At 67.8% G+C, this 17,611-nt stretch carries 17 protein-coding genes; 11 read left to right on the top strand and 6 right to left on the bottom strand.

Going from position 1 to position 17,611, the window contains the following annotated elements; all coding sequences use genetic code 11:
• Positions 1–31 precede the first annotated feature (31 nt).
• Complete coding sequence (locus tag AC4ELH_RS01135; protein WP_463790239.1) at positions 32–1,165, top strand: D-alanine--D-alanine ligase family protein; 1,134 nt, start codon at positions 32–34, stop codon at positions 1,163–1,165.
• A 2-nt stretch (positions 1,166–1,167) separates the two neighbouring features.
• Here the strand turns inward: AC4ELH_RS01135 and AC4ELH_RS01130 are convergent, their stop codons facing one another.
• Complete coding sequence (locus tag AC4ELH_RS01130) at positions 1,168–1,731, bottom strand: DUF3515 domain-containing protein (RefSeq protein ID WP_064881849.1); 564 nt, start codon at positions 1,729–1,731, stop codon at positions 1,168–1,170.
• Positions 1,732–1,741: 10 nt separating this feature from the next.
• Positions 1,742–1,984 (bottom strand): Lrp/AsnC family transcriptional regulator, encoded by a 243-nt coding sequence (locus AC4ELH_RS01125; RefSeq protein ID WP_498883012.1) that lies wholly within the window; start codon positions 1,982–1,984, stop codon positions 1,742–1,744.
• Between the two features lie 108 nt (positions 1,985–2,092).
• Between AC4ELH_RS01125 and AC4ELH_RS01120 the strand changes: the two genes are divergently transcribed.
• Positions 2,093–3,085: a thiamine-phosphate kinase gene (locus AC4ELH_RS01120; protein WP_498883011.1), complete on the top strand. Its 993-nt coding sequence runs from the start codon at positions 2,093–2,095 to the stop codon at positions 3,083–3,085.
• A gap of 24 nt (positions 3,086–3,109) precedes the next feature.
• Positions 3,110–3,793, top strand: coding sequence for a uracil-DNA glycosylase (locus tag AC4ELH_RS01115; RefSeq protein ID WP_498883010.1), 684 nt, complete (start codon positions 3,110–3,112; stop codon positions 3,791–3,793).
• Positions 3,794–3,798: 5 nt separating this feature from the next.
• On the opposite strand, the gene AC4ELH_RS01110 is transcribed toward AC4ELH_RS01115, so the two are convergent.
• Together AC4ELH_RS01110 and rpmB are read right to left on the bottom strand one after the other, a co-directional pair.
• The gene (locus AC4ELH_RS01110) at positions 3,799–4,161 is read right to left on the bottom strand and encodes a hypothetical protein (RefSeq protein ID WP_131812738.1); all 363 of its coding nucleotides are present in this window, start codon (positions 4,159–4,161) and stop codon (positions 3,799–3,801) included.
• Positions 4,162–4,231: 70 nt separating this feature from the next.
• Positions 4,232–4,426, bottom strand: a complete 195-nt coding sequence (rpmB, locus tag AC4ELH_RS01105) for a 50S ribosomal protein L28 (RefSeq protein ID WP_003881125.1) — start codon at positions 4,424–4,426, stop codon at positions 4,232–4,234.
• A gap of 257 nt (positions 4,427–4,683) precedes the next feature.
• Here rpmB and AC4ELH_RS01100 point away from each other — a divergent pair, with 257 nt between their 5' ends.
• The 3 genes from AC4ELH_RS01100 to AC4ELH_RS01090 are packed head-to-tail and all read left to right on the top strand — an operon-like array spanning position 4,684 to position 9,262.
• Positions 4,684–6,309, top strand: coding sequence for a DAK2 domain-containing protein (locus AC4ELH_RS01100; protein ID WP_498883009.1), 1,626 nt, complete (start codon positions 4,684–4,686; stop codon positions 6,307–6,309).
• Positions 6,309–8,558: an ATP-dependent DNA helicase RecG gene (gene recG / locus AC4ELH_RS01095; RefSeq protein ID WP_463790243.1), complete on the top strand. Its 2,250-nt coding sequence runs from the start codon at positions 6,309–6,311 to the stop codon at positions 8,556–8,558. Before AC4ELH_RS01100 ends, recG begins: the two co-directional genes overlap by 1 nt.
• Entirely contained in the window at positions 8,555–9,262 is a 708-nt protein-coding gene (locus tag AC4ELH_RS01090) for an HNH endonuclease family protein (protein ID WP_498883008.1), read from the top strand. Before recG ends, AC4ELH_RS01090 begins: the two co-directional genes overlap by 4 nt.
• Here the strand turns inward: AC4ELH_RS01090 and AC4ELH_RS01085 are convergent.
• Positions 9,259–10,101, bottom strand: coding sequence for an aldo/keto reductase (locus AC4ELH_RS01085; protein WP_498883007.1), 843 nt, complete (start codon positions 10,099–10,101; stop codon positions 9,259–9,261). The genes AC4ELH_RS01090 and AC4ELH_RS01085 overlap by 4 nt on opposite strands.
• A 5-nt stretch (positions 10,102–10,106) precedes the next feature.
• The gene (locus tag AC4ELH_RS01080) at positions 10,107–10,934 is read right to left on the bottom strand and encodes an aldo/keto reductase (protein ID WP_498883061.1); all 828 of its coding nucleotides are present in this window, start codon (positions 10,932–10,934) and stop codon (positions 10,107–10,109) included.
• A 13-nt stretch (positions 10,935–10,947) separates the two neighbouring features.
• Here AC4ELH_RS01080 and AC4ELH_RS01075 point away from each other — a divergent pair, with 13 nt between their 5' ends.
• The 5 genes from AC4ELH_RS01075 to rsmD are packed head-to-tail and all read left to right on the top strand — an operon-like array spanning position 10,948 to position 17,591.
• Positions 10,948–12,084 carry an alpha/beta hydrolase gene (locus AC4ELH_RS01075; protein WP_448446872.1) on the top strand — a complete coding sequence of 379 codons (1,137 nt, stop codon included), beginning with the start codon at positions 10,948–10,950 and terminating at the stop codon, positions 12,082–12,084.
• 27 nt (positions 12,085–12,111) lie between these two features.
• Positions 12,112–12,951 (top strand): DsbA family protein, encoded by an 840-nt coding sequence (locus tag AC4ELH_RS01070; RefSeq protein ID WP_448457044.1) that lies wholly within the window; start codon positions 12,112–12,114, stop codon positions 12,949–12,951.
• A complete protein-coding gene (locus tag AC4ELH_RS01065) occupies positions 12,948–13,583 on the top strand; it encodes a vitamin K epoxide reductase family protein (RefSeq protein ID WP_448446868.1) in 636 nt (211 codons plus the stop codon). The genes AC4ELH_RS01070 and AC4ELH_RS01065 overlap by 4 nt, the downstream gene beginning before the upstream one ends.
• A 34-nt stretch (positions 13,584–13,617) precedes the next feature.
• Complete coding sequence (locus tag AC4ELH_RS01060) at positions 13,618–17,040, top strand: pyruvate carboxylase (RefSeq protein WP_498883006.1); 3,423 nt, start codon at positions 13,618–13,620, stop codon at positions 17,038–17,040.
• Positions 17,037–17,591 (top strand): 16S rRNA (guanine(966)-N(2))-methyltransferase RsmD, encoded by a 555-nt coding sequence (gene rsmD / locus AC4ELH_RS01055; protein WP_498883060.1) that lies wholly within the window; start codon positions 17,037–17,039, stop codon positions 17,589–17,591. The genes AC4ELH_RS01060 and rsmD overlap by 4 nt, the downstream gene beginning before the upstream one ends.
• Positions 17,592–17,611 lie beyond the last annotated feature (20 nt).

Genomic DNA, 17,611 nt, shown 5'->3' with positions numbered 1-17,611 from the left:
GTCCGGACCGGGACGGTAGCCTCTCTAGGTTGTGACAGCCCGCAACCAGACCGGATCCCGCACCCGCGTCGCCGTCGTCTACGGCGGGCGTAGCTCTGAGCACGCGATTTCCTGCGTATCGGCAGGCAGCATCCTGCGCAACCTCGACCCGGAGCGGTTCGAGGTCGTCGCCGTCGGGATCACCCCCGACGGTTCGTGGGTGTTGACCGACGGAAGCCCCGAGACCCTCGCGATCACCGACGGCCGGCTTCCCGAGGTGACCGAGACGTCCGGTACCGAGCTGGCGCTGCCCGCCGCCCCGAACCGCAGTGGGCAGCTGCTGGCGCTGAGCAATGGTCCCGGTGAACTGCTGGCCGCCGTCGATGTCGTCTTTCCGGTGCTGCACGGCCCGTACGGCGAGGACGGCACCATCCAGGGGCTGCTGGAGTTGGCCGGGATTCCGTACGTCGGCTCCGGCGTGCTGTCCAGCGCAGCCGGTATGGACAAGGAGTTCACCAAGAAGCTGCTCGTTGCCGAGGGGCTGCCGATCGGCGACTTCGTGGTGTTGCGTCCCAGCCCCGACGGTTCCGTTCCGACCCTCGATCTGGAGGACCGCGAGCGCCTCGGCCTGCCGGTGTTCGTCAAGCCTTCCCGGGGCGGCTCTTCGATCGGCGTCAGTCGGGTCTCGGCATGGGACGAGCTGCCCGCGGCGATCGAACTCGCGCGGCGTCACGACCCCAAGGTCATCGTCGAGGCCGCGATTCCTGGCCGCGAACTGGAATGCGGTGTACTCGAATTCCCCGACGGCAGCATCGAGGCGAGCACCGTGGGCGAGATCCGGGTGGCCGGCGTGCGCGGACGCGAGGACGGCTTCTACGACTTCGCCACCAAATACCTCGTCGATGCAGCCGAATTGGACGTACCGGCCAAGGTCGACGACGACATCTCCGACGAGGTCCGCCGGTTGGCGGTGCGTGCCTTCACCGCGATCGACTGCCAGGGGTTGGCCCGCGTCGACTTCTTCCTGACCGACGACGGCCCGGTGATCAACGAGATCAACACGATGCCGGGGTTCACCACCATCTCGATGTTCCCGCGGATGTGGGCAGCCAGCGGCGTCGACTACCCGACATTGCTGACCGCGATGGTCGAGACCGCGCTGGCACGCGGGACCGGCCTGCGCTGACCTCAGCGCGCCGGAGCCGGTGCCGGCTCCTGCGCGGACATGGTGCGGGCGATCTGACCTGAGATCTGCTGAATGGGTGTCGGCCCCGACCCGGCGGGCAGGGTCAGCGCGACGTACACCGGGCGGTCGACCGCGTACCAGGTGCTGCGGCCCTGATCATCGGTGGCCGGTCCCGATTCGCCCACTCGGAACCACTGGATCTCGTCGACCACCTGCAGGGGCGTGCCGACGACGAAATCGGTGGGGCGCTCCAGCCCGCAGCGCAGGACGACCGGCTCGGTGTCGGGCTCGGCACGCCAGGCCGCGGTGCCCGGCGGGGTGGGGTCCACCGTCGGGGCACGACGGAAATCGCCGAGCTGCTGGGGTAGTGCGTTCAGGAGGTCGTGGCACTGCTGGCTGTCGGCCTGCGGTGCCGGTATCGACGGAATGGCGACGGGTTGCTGTTCCGGTGAGCGCTGCCGGGACGCCGCGATACCGAGGACGGTGATCAGCACCGAGACCGCAACGACGACCGCTGCGATCAGCAGGGTGCGGGGCGGTCCGTCGGCGGCGGGCGAGTCGGTCACACCACCAACTCTATGGCCGGCCGGTGTCGGCGATCGGGCAGGTCAGGGTCCGGGTGATTCCGGGTACCTGTTGCACCGCAGGCACCGCGTCGGACTGCAGCTCGGCCAAGGTGTCGGCACTGACCCGCAAGACCACGTCATAGGGTCCGGTCACGTATTCCGCGGAGACCACACCCGGAAGGCCGGCGAGCTGTTTTGCGACGACTTCGGCGCGGCCCACCTCCGTCTGGATCAGCACGTAAGCCTCCACCACCGGCTGTCTCCTTGATCTCGCTGCATAAACTGCTGGCCGCAGGCACCAAACGTACCGCAGGTCGGGTCCGGTTTCTTCCGGCGCGGCGGCCGACCGGCAGGAGGCGACATGACCGGCAAGACGATCGGCGACGATCCCGGAGACGACGACGGCGACACCCTGGCGTCCGCCGGGGAATTCGTCGTCATCGACCGTCTGGTGGCCGGGCGCGCGCAAGCCGAGGCCGTGACGCTGGGCCCTGGTGACGATGCCGCCGTGGTGACGGTGTCCGACGGCCGCACCGTCGTCTCCACCGACATGCTGGTGCAGGACCGCCACTTTCGGCTCGACTGGTCAACGCCGCACGATATCGGGCGAAAAGCCATCGCTCAGAACGCCTCCGACATCGAGGCGATGGGTGGGCGGGCCACCGCATTCGTGGTGGCGTTCGGAGCACCGTCCGATACTCCCGTCACGGCGGCGAAGGAAGTGTCCGACGGACTGTGGGCTGAGGCACGTGCGCTGGGTGCCAGCATTGCCGGTGGCGATCTGGTCAGTGCCCCGCTGTGGGTGATATCTGTCACGGTGCTCGGTGATCTCGGCGGCCGGGAACCGGTGCGCCGCAGCGGCGCCCGAGCCGGCGACACCGTCGCGGTGGCGGGTGACTTGGGCCGCTCGGCAGCGGGCTTCGCGCTGTGGGAGCGCGGCATCGACGGACAGGACGGCCTCGCCGAGTTGCGGCAGCGTCACCTGACCCCGCACCCGCCGTACGGCCAGGGCGCCCGCGCGGCCGACGCCGGGGCCACCGCGATGACCGATGTCTCCGACGGCCTGCTCGCCGACCTGGGTCATATCGCGACGGCTTCCGGCGTCGGCATCGACCTGGACCGCGGCCTTCTCGATGCCGACCGCCTCGCGGTCACCGATGCCGCCACGGCGGTGGGAGCCGACCCGTGGGAGTGGGTGCTCGGCGGTGGTGAGGACCACGCGCTGGCCGCCACTTTCCCCGGTGCGTTGCCACCCGGCTGGCGCGCCGTCGGGCGGGTGTCGGAAGGACCGGCCAGGGTGCTTGTCGACGGCGCGCCGTGGGCGGGAAACGCGGGATGGCAGTCGTTCGACTAACGGCTCACGCTAAGTTGGCTTTCCGTGACTCCACGCCCCCTGAATGAACTTGTCGAGGACGGATGGGCCCGCGCGCTCGCGCCGGTGGAAACGCATGTCGCACAGATGGGGGAGTTCCTCCGCGACGAGCTCACCGAAGGCAGAACTTATCTGCCTTCGGGCCAAAATGTTCTGCGTGCCTTCACCTTTCCCTTCGACCAGGTACGCGTGCTGATCGTCGGTCAGGACCCCTACCCGACGCCGGGGCATGCTGTCGGTCTCAGTTTCTCGGTGGGCGCCGATGTCCGTCCGCTGCCTCGCAGCCTGTCGAACATCTTCAGCGAGTATTCCGAGGATCTCGGTTACCCGCAACCGGCCAACGGTGACCTCACCCCATGGGCGCAACAGGGCGTGATGCTGCTCAACAGGGTGCTGACGGTGTCACCGGGCACTCCGGCCTCGCACCGGGGCAAGGGCTGGGAAGCGGTGACGGAGTGCGCGATCCGGGCGCTCGTCGCACGCGAGCAGCCGATGGTGGCGGTGTTGTGGGGTCGTGATGCCTCGACGCTCAAACCGCTCCTGGCCGAAGGTGACTGCGCGACGATCGAATCGCCGCACCCGTCGCCGCTGTCGGCGTCGCGGGGATTCTTCGGGTCACGCCCGTTCAGCCGGGCCAACGAACTGCTGCAGCAGAAAGGCGCCGACCCGATCGACTGGCGGCTGCCCTGACCCGGTCAGGGCATGGGGATGGCCGGCGGCGCGGGAATCGCCGGCGGCGCCGGGATCGGCGGGGGCGAGGGGATACCCGGTGAGGGAATCTGGACTGTCATGTCGCCGTCACCGCCGCCGTTGCCCGGAGGAGCGGGCATCTCAGCCGACGGTGACGCAGGTGCAGGCGATACCGGAGTTTCGATGACGGTGGTCTCGGTATGGGTCGCCGGACCCTCCGAGGTCACCGGCGCCTCCGTCGTCGTGGGAGTCTCCGAGGTGGTGTTGCCATCGGAACTGGTGCCGCCGCACGCGGACAGCACGAGACCGGCCGCGACTGCGGCCGCAAATGCACAGAGCGGTGAGCGCGATGCGCGACAAGAGGTCATGACGACAGGAGGTACCCTGCCGTGTCCTCAGATAAACAACAGCGTCGCGCACCGGATCAGGCGCGCGTGACTAGCCGCGCGAGACCTTGCCGGCCTTGATGCAGGAGGTGCAGGCGTTCACGCGCTGCTTGTTGCCACCCGGACGTGCCACGGCACGCACCGACTGGATGTTCGGATCCCAGCGCCGGCTGGTCCGCCGATGCGAGTGCGACACCGACTTGCCGAAGCCCGGGGCCTTTCCGCAGATATCGCACACGGCAGCCATATCAACAACTCCTCGAAATCAGTACTTGGGGGGCTGGGCCCGCTCGCCGCAAACGGCGGGGCTCGACCCGACAACCTGATCAGAATACCGGGAGGCCAGAGGATCGCCAAAACGGCTCGTGAACACGGCTCCAGGTTGTCCACAGCCGGCGATGCTCTGATCGGGTTTGTCGCTGTCACTGGATAGGCTGGTGACCACGGCGGTGACGGCGCCGCACGGGGGAATCTGTGCGGATCTGATGGGGATTGGGAGGTCCGATGTCGGCTCGGCGGTTGGATGCCCCCGCTCTGCGGGCTTGGGCGCATACCGCCGTCGATGAGCTGATCGTCCACACCGATGAGATCAACCGGCTCAACGTGTTCCCGGTGGCTGATGCCGATACCGGCACAAACATGCTGTTCACGATGCGTTCGGCGTGGGCGCACGTAGACGGCGAGCCGGCCGATGCCGACATCACGGCAGTGGCGAGCGCGTTGGCGGCCGGAGCGCTGCAGGGGGCCCGCGGCAACTCCGGGGTGATCCTGTCCCAGATTCTGCTCGGCCTGGCCGAGGTCATCACCACCGCCGCGGCCCGGCGTGACGGTGCCCTCTCCGCGGTGGACGGCGCGCTGCTCGGGGAGGCGTTGCGCCATGCCGCCGTCCTGGCCGTCACCTCGATGGGTGAGCCCGTGCCGGGGACCATCGTGTCCGTCCTGCAGGCGGCCGCCGAGGCCGGCGAGCACTGCGCGGCTACCGGCGGCGACGTCGCCGATGTGGCGGCCGCCGCCGGCGAGGCCGCCTCGGCAGCCCTCGACCGCACCCCGGAACAGCTCGACGTGCTCGCCAAGGCAGGCGTGGTCGATTCCGGAGGTCGGGGCCTGCTCGTGCTGCTCGACGCGATGACAACCACCCTGGCCGGCCACGCGCCGCGCCGGCCGGTCTACACCCCGGCCTCGCCGCAGGTGGCGCTGGCGGCCGCGGCGGCACCACCGCAGTTCGAGGTGATGTATCTCCTGAGTGGGTGCGGCGCGTCTGCAGTCGAGGGGCTGCGGGCAGCGTTGGAACAGATGGGTGAGTCGGTCGCCATCGCCACATCCGGCAGCGATCAGTACTCGGTGCACGTCCACCTCGACGATGCCGGCGCCGCGGTCGAGGCCGGGTTGGCGGTGGGGTCGCTGAACCGCATTCAGATCACCGCGCTGACCGTCGCTGCGGGCGCCAGGCCCGCCGGTGGATGGACCCGCGAGCGGGCTGTGCTGGCCGTTGTGGACGGGGACGGCGGCGTCGAACTGTTCGCCGGTGAGGGTGCGCAGGTGTTGCGGCCCGAAGCGGGCGAGCCGATCAATGCGCAGCAGCTGTTGCGTGCCCTGATCGATGTGGGGGCGGCCCAGGTGATGGTGTTGCCCAACGGGTATGTCGCCGCCGAGGAGCTCGTGGCGGGCTGCACCGCCGCGATCGGTTGGGGCATCGACGTGGTGCCGGTGCCGGCCGGTTCGATGGTGCAGGGGTTGGCGGCGCTGGCCGTCCACGACGAGGGACGGCAAGCCGTCGACGACGGGTACACCATGGCGCGTGCCGCTGCTGGGGCGCGGCACGGTGCGGTGCGGATCGCCACCGAGGAGGCGTTGACCTGGGCGGGCACCTGCAAGCCGGGTGACGGGCTCGGCATCGCCGGCGACGAGGTCCTGATCGTCGGGTCTGATCTCACCTCCGCGGCCGCAGGGTTGATCGATCTGATGATGGTGGCCGGCGGAGAGCTGATCACGGTGCTGACCGGCGACGGTGTGGACGATGAGGTCGGGAAGGCGCTGCAGGCCCACGTCCACCGCGCGCACCTCGGCGCGGAGTTGGTGACGTATCACACGGGCCACCGCGGTGACGCCCTGCTGATCGGGGTCGAGTAGTGGTCGGTCTCGGCGAACGCCTCGAGTTCGTGATCGGAAAGAAGAACGCGGACAAGCTCAATGCCAATTTCGGTCTCCGCACGGTCAACGACCTGCTGCGTCATTACCCGCGCAAGTACAGCGACGGGATGACGGTGCGTGGGGAGGGGGAGGCGCTCGATCTGGAAGAGGGTGAGCACGTCACCTTCATCGACGTGGTGACGAAGGCGGAGATCGGTGAGATGCGGTCGACCGTGCGCACCAAATCCGGCGGCACCCGGCGGGCCAAGTACCTGCGGGTGGCCCTGGGGAATCATCGGCCGGCGGTGACAGCCACCTTCTTCAACGCCGGTTGGATGGTGGACAAGGTGGAGAAGGACACCCGCCTGATGCTGTCCGGCGAGGTCAAGTACTTCCGCAACACCCTCCAGTTGAACCATCCCGCCTTCCTGGTGCTCAATCCGCCGCCCGGCAAGCAGATCGGCACCAAGTCGCTGACCACCATCGCGTCGGCATCGGGTGCCAGCGGTGAGGAGATGCTGGCCGAGTTCGAGCGGGACTTCTTCCCGATCTATCCCGCGTCGGCCAAGGTGCAGAGCTGGGACATCTACGCGTGCGTGCGCCAGACCCTCGACATGCTCGACCCGGTCCCGGATCCTTTGCCGGAAGACTTTGTCCGCCAACACAATCTGATGTCCGAGGATGAGGCGTTGCGGGCCATTCACCTGGCCGAGAACACGACTGCGCGCGAGCGTGCCAGCGAGCGGCTGACTTACGACGAAGCGATCGGGCTGCAGTGGGGGCTGGTGGCCCGGCGCTACAGCGAGCTGAGTGAATCCGGTCCTGCCGCACCGCGAACCGACGGCGGACTGGCGGCCGCCCTGCGCAATAGGCTGCCGTTCGAGCTGACCACCGGACAGTCCGAGGTGTTGGAGGTGATCTCTGACGAACTGGCCTCGACGCGGCCCATGAACCGGATGTTGCAGGGCGAGGTGGGCTCGGGCAAGACCATCGTGTCGGTCCTGGCGATGCTGCAGATGGTCGACGCGGGCTATCAGTGCGCGCTACTGGCACCCACCGAAGTGCTTGCCGCCCAACATGCCCGATCGATACGTGACGTGCTCGGGCCGCTGGCCATGGCGGGTCAACTCGGTGGCGCCGAGGGTGCGACCGGGGTCGCGCTGCTCACCGGCTCCATGACGGCGCCGCAGAAGCGTGCCGTGCGCGAAGAGGTGGCGTCCGGGCGAGCCGGCATCGTCGTCGGCACCCACGCCCTGCTGCAGGAGGCGGTCGAGTTTCACAATTTGGGCATGGTGGTCGTCGACGAGCAGCACCGGTTCGGGGTCGAGCAGCGGGATACGTTGCGCGCCAAGGCTCGTGACGGGCTGACGCCGCACCTTCTGGTGATGACGGCCACACCGATTCCCCGTACCGTCGCGCTCACGGTGTACGGCGATCTGGAGACCTCGACGCTGCGCGAGCTGCCCCGGGGCCGTCAACCCATCACCACCAACACGATTTTCATCTCGCAGAAGCCTTCCTGGCTGGACCGGGCCTGGGCCCGTATCCGGGAGGAGGTGGCCGCGGGGCGCCAGGCCTATGTGGTCGCCTCACGCATCGACGAGTCCGACAAGCCCGGCGACAAGGGCGAAGGGCGCGGCGGGCCGCCGCCGGTCACGGTGGTCGACCTCTTCGACCGCCTGAGCGCGGGCCCGCTGTCCGGATTGCGGCTCGGCCTGATGCACGGCCGGCTGTCCGGTGACGAGAAGGATGCGGTGATGGGCCTGTTCCGGGCCGGCGAGATCGACGTGCTGGTGTGTACCACCGTCATCGAGGTCGGCGTCGACGTGCCCAACTCCACGATGATGGTGGTGATGGACGCCGACCGGTTCGGCATCAGCCAGCTTCATCAGCTGCGCGGCCGCATCGGCCGCGGGCAGCACCCCAGCTTGTGCCTGCTGGCCACCCGGTTGCCGGAGACGTCCAAGGCCGGTGAACGGATCAAGGCCGTTGCGGCGACCTTGGACGGATTCGCCCTGGCTGATCTGGATCTCGACGAGCGACGCGAGGGAGATGTGCTGGGCCTCAACCAGTCCGGGCGCACCATCAATCTGCGTTTCCTGTCCCTGCGGGACCATCTCGAAGTGATCCAGGAGGCCCGGGCATTCGCTGAGCAGCGTTACGCACAGAATCCGCATGATCCCGGGATGGACCTGCTGGCAGCGCAATTCGTGAACACCGATCGCGTCGAGTACCTGGACAAGGCATGACCCGCCGCCGGATGTGGTGGCTGGCTGCAGCCGTCGCACTCGCGGTGGTCGTCGCCATCCAGGTGACCTTGGCAACGCAACGCTCCGCCCGGTTCACCGCTCAGGCGCAACCGCCCAGCGTGGCCGCCGGGGTCGATCTGTTGGCCGGAGTGCCCGAAGTACCGGTACGGGTGCGTGGCAACGACTATCGCCGCGCGGCATTCGGCGAGTCGTGGGACGACGACAACAGCGCGCCCGGTGGCCACAACGGCTGCGACACCCGCAACGACATTCTCAATCGCGACCTCGTCGACAAGACGTTCGTCGCGATCAAACGGTGTCCGACCGCCGTGGCGACCGGCACGCTGCACGACCCGTACACGAACGCGGTGGTGTCCTTCGTCCGTGGCAATCAGACCGGGGCCTCGGTGCAGATCGATCACATCGTGCCGCTGGCGTTGGCCTGGGACCTGGGCGCGCGGGACTGGCCCGACGACCTTCGGCTGCGGTTCGCCAACGACCCGGCGAACCTGCTGGCGGTAGCGGGTAAACCCAACCAGGACAAGAGCGATCAGGAACCGGCCCACTGGATGCCGCCCAATCGGGCGTTCTGGTGTCAGTACGCGGTGCAGTTCGTCGAGGTGTTGCGCGGCTACGCGCTGGCGGTCGACACCGCTTCGGCCGGGGTCTTGCGTGAGGCCGCCGGGACCTGCCCCACGGGCTAGCCCGTGAAGGTCGCCGGGTCGGGCCGGAACCGGGTGCCATTATCGAGGCTGCTGAGGCTGTCCATCTGCTCGGCGGTCAACTCGAAGCCGAACACGTCGAGATTGGAGGCGATCCGCTCGGGGTCGGTCGAGCGCGAGATCACGCTGTTGCCCAACTGGATGCTCCAGCGGATCAGCACCTGCGCCGGCGTCCTGCCGTGTGCCTCGGCGATGGCCGTGACGGCCGGGTTGTCGAGCAGGTTGCCGACGCCCAACGGGCTGTAGGCCTGCGTGGTGACGTTGTACTGGGCGTTGGCGGCACGCCAGGCACTCTGGTTGAGCAGCGGGTGCAGCTCGATCTGGTTGACCGCAGGAGCGACGAAGGTCAGGTCGACGATCGTCGACAGGTTCTCGGGGCTGAAGTTGGAGACACCGGTGGAACGGGCCAGCCCGGCCTGCTTGAGCGCCATCAGCCCACCCCAGCTGTCGACGTACTTGCCGACGTCGTTGCCCGGCCAATGAATCAGGTACAGGTCCACGTAATCCAGGCCGAGCCGCTCCAGGCTGGCCCGCCCGGCGTCCTGGGACGACGTGAAGCCGTGATCCGTGATGGCCAGCTTGGTGGTGACCGAGATCTCCTCGCGCGGAATCCCCGAGGCCGCGATGGCCCGGCCGACGCCTGCCTCATTGCCATAGGCGGCCGCGGTGTCGATCAGGCGGTGACCGGCCTCAAGGGCCGCCGACACCACGCGCTCCGCCTCGGAATCCGAGAGTCCGCCGACACCCAGGCCGACAACCGGGATCGTGCGGTCGTCGTTGAGCGTGACGGTGGGAATCGCAGCCCCGTCGGAGGAGGTCATGGCACCTATCCTGTGAAGTTGAAGGTTCGGGGGTCGGGTCCCAGGCGAGTGTCCGTCTCCAGCGAGGCGATGGCCGACATATCCGACTCGTTCAGATCGAAATCGAACACGTCGAAATTGCTCACAATCCGCTCGGGGTTCACCGACTTGGGGATGACGATATTACCCAGATGTATATGCCACCTAATCAGTACCTGTGCGGGCGTTTTACCATGCCGTTCGGCGATGCCGGTGATCACCGGATCGGTGAGCAGTGAACCCTGGCCCAGCGGGCTCCACGCCTCGGTGGCGATGCCCAATCTGGCGTGTACCTCGCGCAGCTCGTGTTGCGGTAGCAGCGGGTGCAACTCGATCTGATTGACCGCGGGCACGATGCCGGTGGCGTCGATCAGCACGTCCAGATGTTCGGGGGCGAAGTTGCTCACCCCGATTGACCGGATCCGGCCCTGATCACGCAGGTGTGCGAAGGTCTTGAAGGTGTCGACGTAGGCATTGTTGGCCGGTACCGGCCAGTGGATCAGATAAAGGTCGAGGTAGTCGACGCCGAGCCGCTCCAGGCTCGCGTCGAACGCGGCCAGCGTCGAGTCGTATCCCTGATCGCTGTTCCACAGCTTGGTCACCAGGAACACGTCTTCGCGGGGGACCCCGGAGTCAACCAGGCCCCGGCCGGTTTCGGCCTCGTTGCGGTACGCGGCTGCGGTGTCGATGTGCCGATAGCCTGCCTGCAGGGCCGCGCTCACCGCGCGCACGGTCTCCTCGGCAGGGGTCTGCCAAACCCCCAACCCGACTTGCGGTACCGAATTACCGTCGTTCAGCGTGACACGAGGACTCACAGAGGGAGCAGCCATGACTGAAAGTCTGCCAGGCGGGCCGGCCCAGGGTGGACCTGGTGGCCACAGCCGGGACACGGTCAGACAGGCGGTGCTCGAGCGGGCGACCAAGTTCACCCTGGCCGCGATCCCGCGGATTTCCGACCGGACCAAGCGACTGCTGCTGGGCGGACGTTCGGTGGTGGTCGACGGCAACACCCTGGACACCACGCTCCAATTCACCCTGGCCGCGCAGCGTGCGGCCGGGGTCGGAGGCCTGGTCGCCGATTACAGCGCGGAGTCCGGCGTCGCGGTTTCGCGAGCCGCGCTGCGGGCCACCGCAGCCATGATGACGGCACGGATCCGCGCGGATGTGACCGAGATGTCGATTCCCGGTCCGGCCGGGCCCATCCCGGCGCGACGTTACGTCCCGGACGGCACCGGGTCTCCAGGCACGTCGGCGTTGTTGCTGTACTTCCACGGCGGCGGCTTTGTCATCGGTGACCTCGACACCCACGACAATCTGTGCCGGCTGATCTGCCGGGACGGTGGAATCCAGGTCATCTCCGTCGACTACCGCCTCGCGCCCGAGCACAAGGCGCCGGCGGCCGTCGACGACGCCTACGCGGCCTACCGCTGGGCGCTCGACCATGCCGCGGGTCTGGGGGCCACGCGCATCCTCGTCGGAGGAGACAGTGCCGGCGGCAACCTGGCTGCGGTGGTGACCCAACAGGCCCGCGACTCGGAACTGCCGCTGCCCGCTCTGCAACTGCTGCTCTACCCCGTCACCGACTGGTCGAGCGAGACGAGATCCAAGACGCTGTTCTCCGACGGCTTCTTCCTGCAGAAACGCGACATGGACTGGTTTGCCGCGCACTACCTCGATGGCGCCGAGGTGGCCGCCGACGATCCAACAGTGTCACCGCTGCTGAGCGAAGATCTCACCGGCCTGCCGCCCGCGCTGGTGGTCACGGCCGGGTTCGACCCACTGCGGGACGAGGGGAACCGGTATGCGAGGGCCATGCAGGACGCCGGGGTGGTCGTGGACCTGCGCGAAGAACGGTCGATGATCCACGCGTTCGCCAACTTCTTCCCGCTGGGCGGCGGCAGTGACACTGCGACGAGCGCAATGATCTCGGCCCTGCGCGCACATCTCAGCCACGCCGAAAGCTGACCTGTCGGCGCCGGTACGCTTGTCGACGTGGCCAAACCGAAGAAGACCGCGAAGTACGACCTCAAGGCGGCTGACCGCAAGCGCAACCTGTTCATTCAGATCGGGCTGACAGCCGTTGTGGTGCTGTTCGCCGTCGGCCTGGTGCTCTACATCGTGACGACCGGCCACAAGCGTCCGGCCTCCGGGGAGGCCCGGGCCGTGCACGTGGCGGCGCCCAGCGTGATCACCAAAGAGGGCACATCTGAGCCCAAGGTGACGCTGAGCCTCTACGAGGACTTCCTGTGCCCCGCATGCGGTCATCTGGAACAGCAGTTCGGCCCGACCATCAACAAGCTCATCGACAGCGGCGCAGTGGCTGTCGACTACCACATGGTGGCGATCCTGGACAAGGCGGGCAACGGCTACTCGTCACGCGCAGGCGGTGCTGCCTACTGCGTCGCCGACGAGTCCGTCGACGCATTCCGCCGTTTCCACTCCGCGCTCTTCACTCCCGGAATCCAGCCGGAGGAGGGCAGCGGCGTCTACCCCGACAACGCCCGGATCATCGAGCTCGCCCGCCAGGCCGGCGCCGCCGGTGATGTCCCCGACTGCATCACCAAGGGTCGCTACGTGGAGATGGTGCAGGGCATGGCCGCGGCCACCGAAATCCACTCGACTCCGACCGTCAAGTTCAACGGTGAGGACTACAGCCCCACCACACCTGACGAGCTGATCGCCAAGGTCAAGGAGGTCGTCGGTGACCTCCCGGCGCTGAACGCCCCCGCTCCCGCACCGGCTGCGCCCGCTCCTGCGCCCGGCGCACCGGCCGCCCCCGCTCCTGCACCGGCGCCCGGCGCACCGGCAGCCCCCGCACCGGCCCACCCATGAGTGACGCCGCAGCGCCCGAGCTCGACGAACTCGGCGACTCCGGGGCCGAGAAGGCCCCCGGAATCGCCGTCGGCAAGCCCGCTGCGATCTGGATACTGATCGCCGGTGTCCTCGGGCTGGCGGCGGCACTGGCACTGACGGTCGAGAAGATCGAGCTGCTGATCGATCCGAGTTACGTACCGTCGTGCAGCATCAACCCGGTCATCTCCTGTGGCTCGGTGATGACCACCTGGCAGGCATCGGTCTTCGGGTTCCCCAATTCGCTGATCGGGGTGGTCGCGTTCACGGTCACCCTGGTCACGGGTGTGCTGGCGATCGCGGGCGTTCGGTTGCCGCGGTGGTACTGGGCCGGGCTGGCGGCTGGCAGCCTGCTCGGTGCGGTCATGGTGCACTGGCTGATCTTCCAGAGCCTCTACCGCATCGGGGCGCTGTGCCCGTACTGCATGGTCGTGTGGTCGGTGACGATCCCGCTGTTGGTGGTCACGAGTTCCATCGCGCTTCGACCGCTGCACACCAACGCGGTCGCCCGGGCGATCTACCAGTGGCGGTGGTCGCTGGTGGCGCTCTGGTTCACCTCACTTGTGCTGTTGATCTTGGTGCGTTTCTGGGAATACTGGTCAACGCTGCTGTAACACTTCCGAAATAACTTGTCGGTTAGGTCTACCCGTGATTTCCAAGCTGTTAGTCGCCAATCGTGGCGAGATCGCGATCCGTGCGTTTCGCGCTGCTTATGAGATGGGCATCGCGACGGTGGCGGTGTATCCGTATGAGGACCGCAATTCGCTGCACCGCCTGAAGGCCGACGAGTCGTATCAGATCGGTGAGATCGGTCATCCGGTACGGGCGTACCTGTCTGTTGAGGAGATCATCAGGGTCGCCAAGCATTCCGGTGCGGATGCGGTGTATCCGGGTTACGGGTTCCTGTCGGAGAATCCGGAATTGGCTTCGGCGTGTGCGGAGGCGGGCATCACGTTTGTGGGCCCCTCGGCGCAGGTTCTGGAATTGACCGGTAACAAGGCGCGGGCCATCGACGCCGCGCGGGCAGCGGGCCTGCCGGTGCTGGCGTCCTCGGCGCCGTCGTCGTCGGTGGATGAGTTGGTCGCTGCGGCACGGGATATGGAGTTCCCGCTGTTCGTCAAGGCGGTGTCCGGTGGCGGTGGGCGCGGTATGCGCCGGGTGACCGATCCCGAGGCGCTGCCCGAGGCGGTGGAGGCGGCTTCGCGCGAGGCCGAGTCGGCGTTCGGCGACCCCGAGGTGTACCTGGAGCAGGCCGTCATCAACCCGCGCCACATCGAGGTGCAGATCCTGGCCGATACACAGGGCAACGTCATGCACCTGTTCGAGCGGGATTGCAGTGTGCAGCGGCGCCACCAGAAGGTGATCGAGCTGGCGCCGGCGCCGAACCTGGATCCGGAGTTGCGCGAGCGGATTTGCGCGGATGCGGTGGCTCTGGCCCGCCAGATCGGTTACAGCTGTGCGGGCACCATGGAGTTCCTGCTCGACGAGCGTGGGCATCACGTGTTCATCGAGTGCAATCCACGAATTCAGGTGGAGCACACGGTGACCGAGGAGATCACCGATGTGGACCTGGTCGGTTCGCAGCTGCGGATCGCGGCGGGGGAGACGCTGGCCGATCTGGGTCTGAGCCAGGACTCGCTCGTCATTCGCGGGGCGGCGATGCAGTGCCGGATCACGACCGAGGATCCGGCCAACGGATTCCGTCCTGACACCGGCCGGATCACCGCCTACCGGTCACCCGGGGGTGCGGGTGTCCGCCTGGATGGCGGCACCAATGTCGGAGCCGAGGTGCTGGCGCACTTCGACTCGATGCTGGTCAAGCTGACCTGTCGCGGGCGTGACTTCTCCACGGCGGTGGCCCGTGCCCGCCGCGCGCTGGCAGAGTTCCGCATCCGCGGGGTGTCGACGAACATTCCGTTCCTGCAGGCCGTGATCGAGGATCCCGATTTCCGGGCCGGACGGGTCAACACGTCGTTCATCGATGACCGTCCGCAGCTTCTGACCGCGCACACACCTGCTGACCGCGGTACGAAGATCTTGAATTACCTGGCCGATGTCACGGTGAACAAGCCCAACGGCGAGCGGCCCTCGGCCGTGTACCCGCAGGACAAGTTGCCTGCGTTGGATCTGTCGACGGTGCCGGCGGCGGGGTCCAAGCAGCGTCTGATCGAGTTGGGACCCGAGGGGTTCGCGGCGTGGATGCGCGACAGCAAGGCTCTCGGGGTCACCGATACGACGTTCCGCGATGCGCATCAGTCGTTGTTGGCCACCCGGCTGCGGTCGACGGGGTTGCTCAAGGTCGCGCCGTATGTGGCGCGGATGATGCCGCAGTTGTTGTCCATCGAGTGTTGGGGTGGCGCGACTTACGATGTGGCGCTTCGTTTTTTGAAGGAAGATCCGTGGGAGCGGCTGGCCGCCCTGCGTGAGGCGGTGCCCAACATCTGTCTGCAGATGCTGCTGCGGGGCCGAAACACCGTGGGATACACGCCGTATCCGGAACTGGTGACTGAGGCGTTTGTAGACGAAGCCACGCGCACCGGGATCGATATTTTCCGGATCTTCGACGCGCTCAACAACATCGAGTCGATGCGTCCGGCGATCGACGCGGTCCGCGAGACCGGCACGGCCATCGCCGAAGTCGCGATGTCCTACACCGGGGACCTGTCTGACCCGGGCGAGAACCTGTACACGCTGGATTACTACCTGAAGCTGGCCGAGCAGATCGTCGACGCCGGTGCGCATGTGCTGGCGATCAAGGACATGGCCGGGCTGTTGCGTCCGCATTCCGCGCACCTTCTGGTAGGCGCGTTGCGGTCGCGTTTCGATCTGCCGGTGCATGTGCACACCCATGACACCCCGGGTGGGCAGTTGGCGACGTATCTGGCGGCCTGGCAGGCCGGCGCGAGCGCGGTCGATGGTGCCGCGGCGCCGTTGGCCGGCACCACCAGCCAGCCGGCGTTGTCCTCGATCGTGGCTGCCGCGGCGCACACGTCGTTCGACACCGGGTTGTCGCTGAGCGCTGTCTGCGATCTCGAGCCCTATTGGGAGGCGCTGCGCAAGGTGTACGCGCCGTTCGAATCCGGTCTTCCGGCGCCGACGGGACGCGTCTACACCCACGAGATCCCCGGCGGGCAGCTGAGCAATCTGCGCCAGCAGGCGATCGCGCTGGGGTTGGGGGATCGGTTCGAGGAGATCGAGACCGCCTATGCCGCGGCCGATCGGGTGCTGGGCCGATTGGTGAAGGTGACCCCGTCGAGCAAGGTGGTCGGCGACCTGGCGTTGGCGTTGGTGGGGGCCGGGGTCGGTGCGCAGGAGTTCGCCGCGGATCCCGCCAAATACGACATCCCCGACAGCGTGATCGGATTCCTGCGCGGCGAGCTCGGTGACCCGCCGGGTGGTTGGCCGGAGCCGTTGCGCACCAAGGCTCTTGAGGGCCGGGGGCCGGCCAAGCCGATTCAGGAACTCTCGGTCGAGGACGAGGAACTGTTGGCTGCGCCCGGACCGAAACGTCAGGCGGCGTTGAACCGGTTGCTGTTCCCGGCGCCGACCAAGGAGTTCGAGACACACCGCGAGACCTACGGTGACACCTCCGGTCTGAGCGCCAATCAGTTCTTCTACGGGCTGCGCTACGGCGAGGAGCATCGGGTCGAGCTGGAGCGCGGTGTGCAGTTGCTGATCGGTCTGGAGGCGATCTCCGATGCCGACGAGCGCGGCATGCGCACGGTGATGTGCATCCTCAACGGGCAACTCCGTCCGATCACGGTGCGCGACCGCAGCATCGCCAGCGAGGTTCCGGCCGCCGAGAAGGCCGACCGCAACAACCCCGATCATGTCGCGGCGCCGTTCGCCGGTGTGGTCACCGTCGGTGTGGCCGCAGGTGACACGGTCGAGGCCGGTGCGACCATTGCCACCATCGAGGCGATGAAGATGGAAGCCGCCATCACCGCCCCCAAGGCCGGCACCGTCGAACGTGTCGCGGTGGCCGCCACCGCCCAGGTCGAGGGTGGCGACCTGCTGGTCGTGGTGACCGGCTCGGCGGGCAAGGGCGAAGCAGCCGGGGAATCGAGCTGACCCGCATCATCGCGGGGGCGCTCGGCGGCCGCCGGATTGCGGTGCCCCGCAGCGGCACCCGGCCGACTTCAGATCGGGTCCGCGAAGCCGTGTTCAACGCCTTGACGGCGCGGCTGGATTTCGCCGGACTATCGGTGCTGGATTTGTATGCCGGCTCGGGAGCGCTTGGGCTGGAAGCGCTTTCGCGTGGTGCAACCTCCGCCACCTTTGTCGAGGCGGATGCGCGGGCGGCCGCGGTCATCGCCGAGAACATCACCGCGCTGGGCGTGCGCAACGCGGCGGTGCGCCGGGGCAACGTCGACACGGTGTTGGCCGGGGGTGCCACGCGACCGGTCGATCTGGTGTTCGCCGACCCGCCGTACGACCTCGGCGACGCCGCGGTCGACGCGATGCTGACAACGTTGGCCGCTGCCGGGTGGGTCGCCGCGGGCACCCTCGTCCTGGTGGAGCGGCGGTCGTCGAGCCGGCCGGTGAGCTGGCCGGAAGGCTGGGATGCGTTGAGTGCCCGCCGCTACGGTGACACCCGCGTCGAACTCGCCGAAGTGGGCTAGCAGGTCGGTCGCAGCGAGGG

The organism is Mycobacterium shunyiense, from assembly GCF_058270075.1.
Note: the sequence above shows the minus strand (reverse complement) of the source record. Positions and strands in the feature narration are given on the sequence as shown.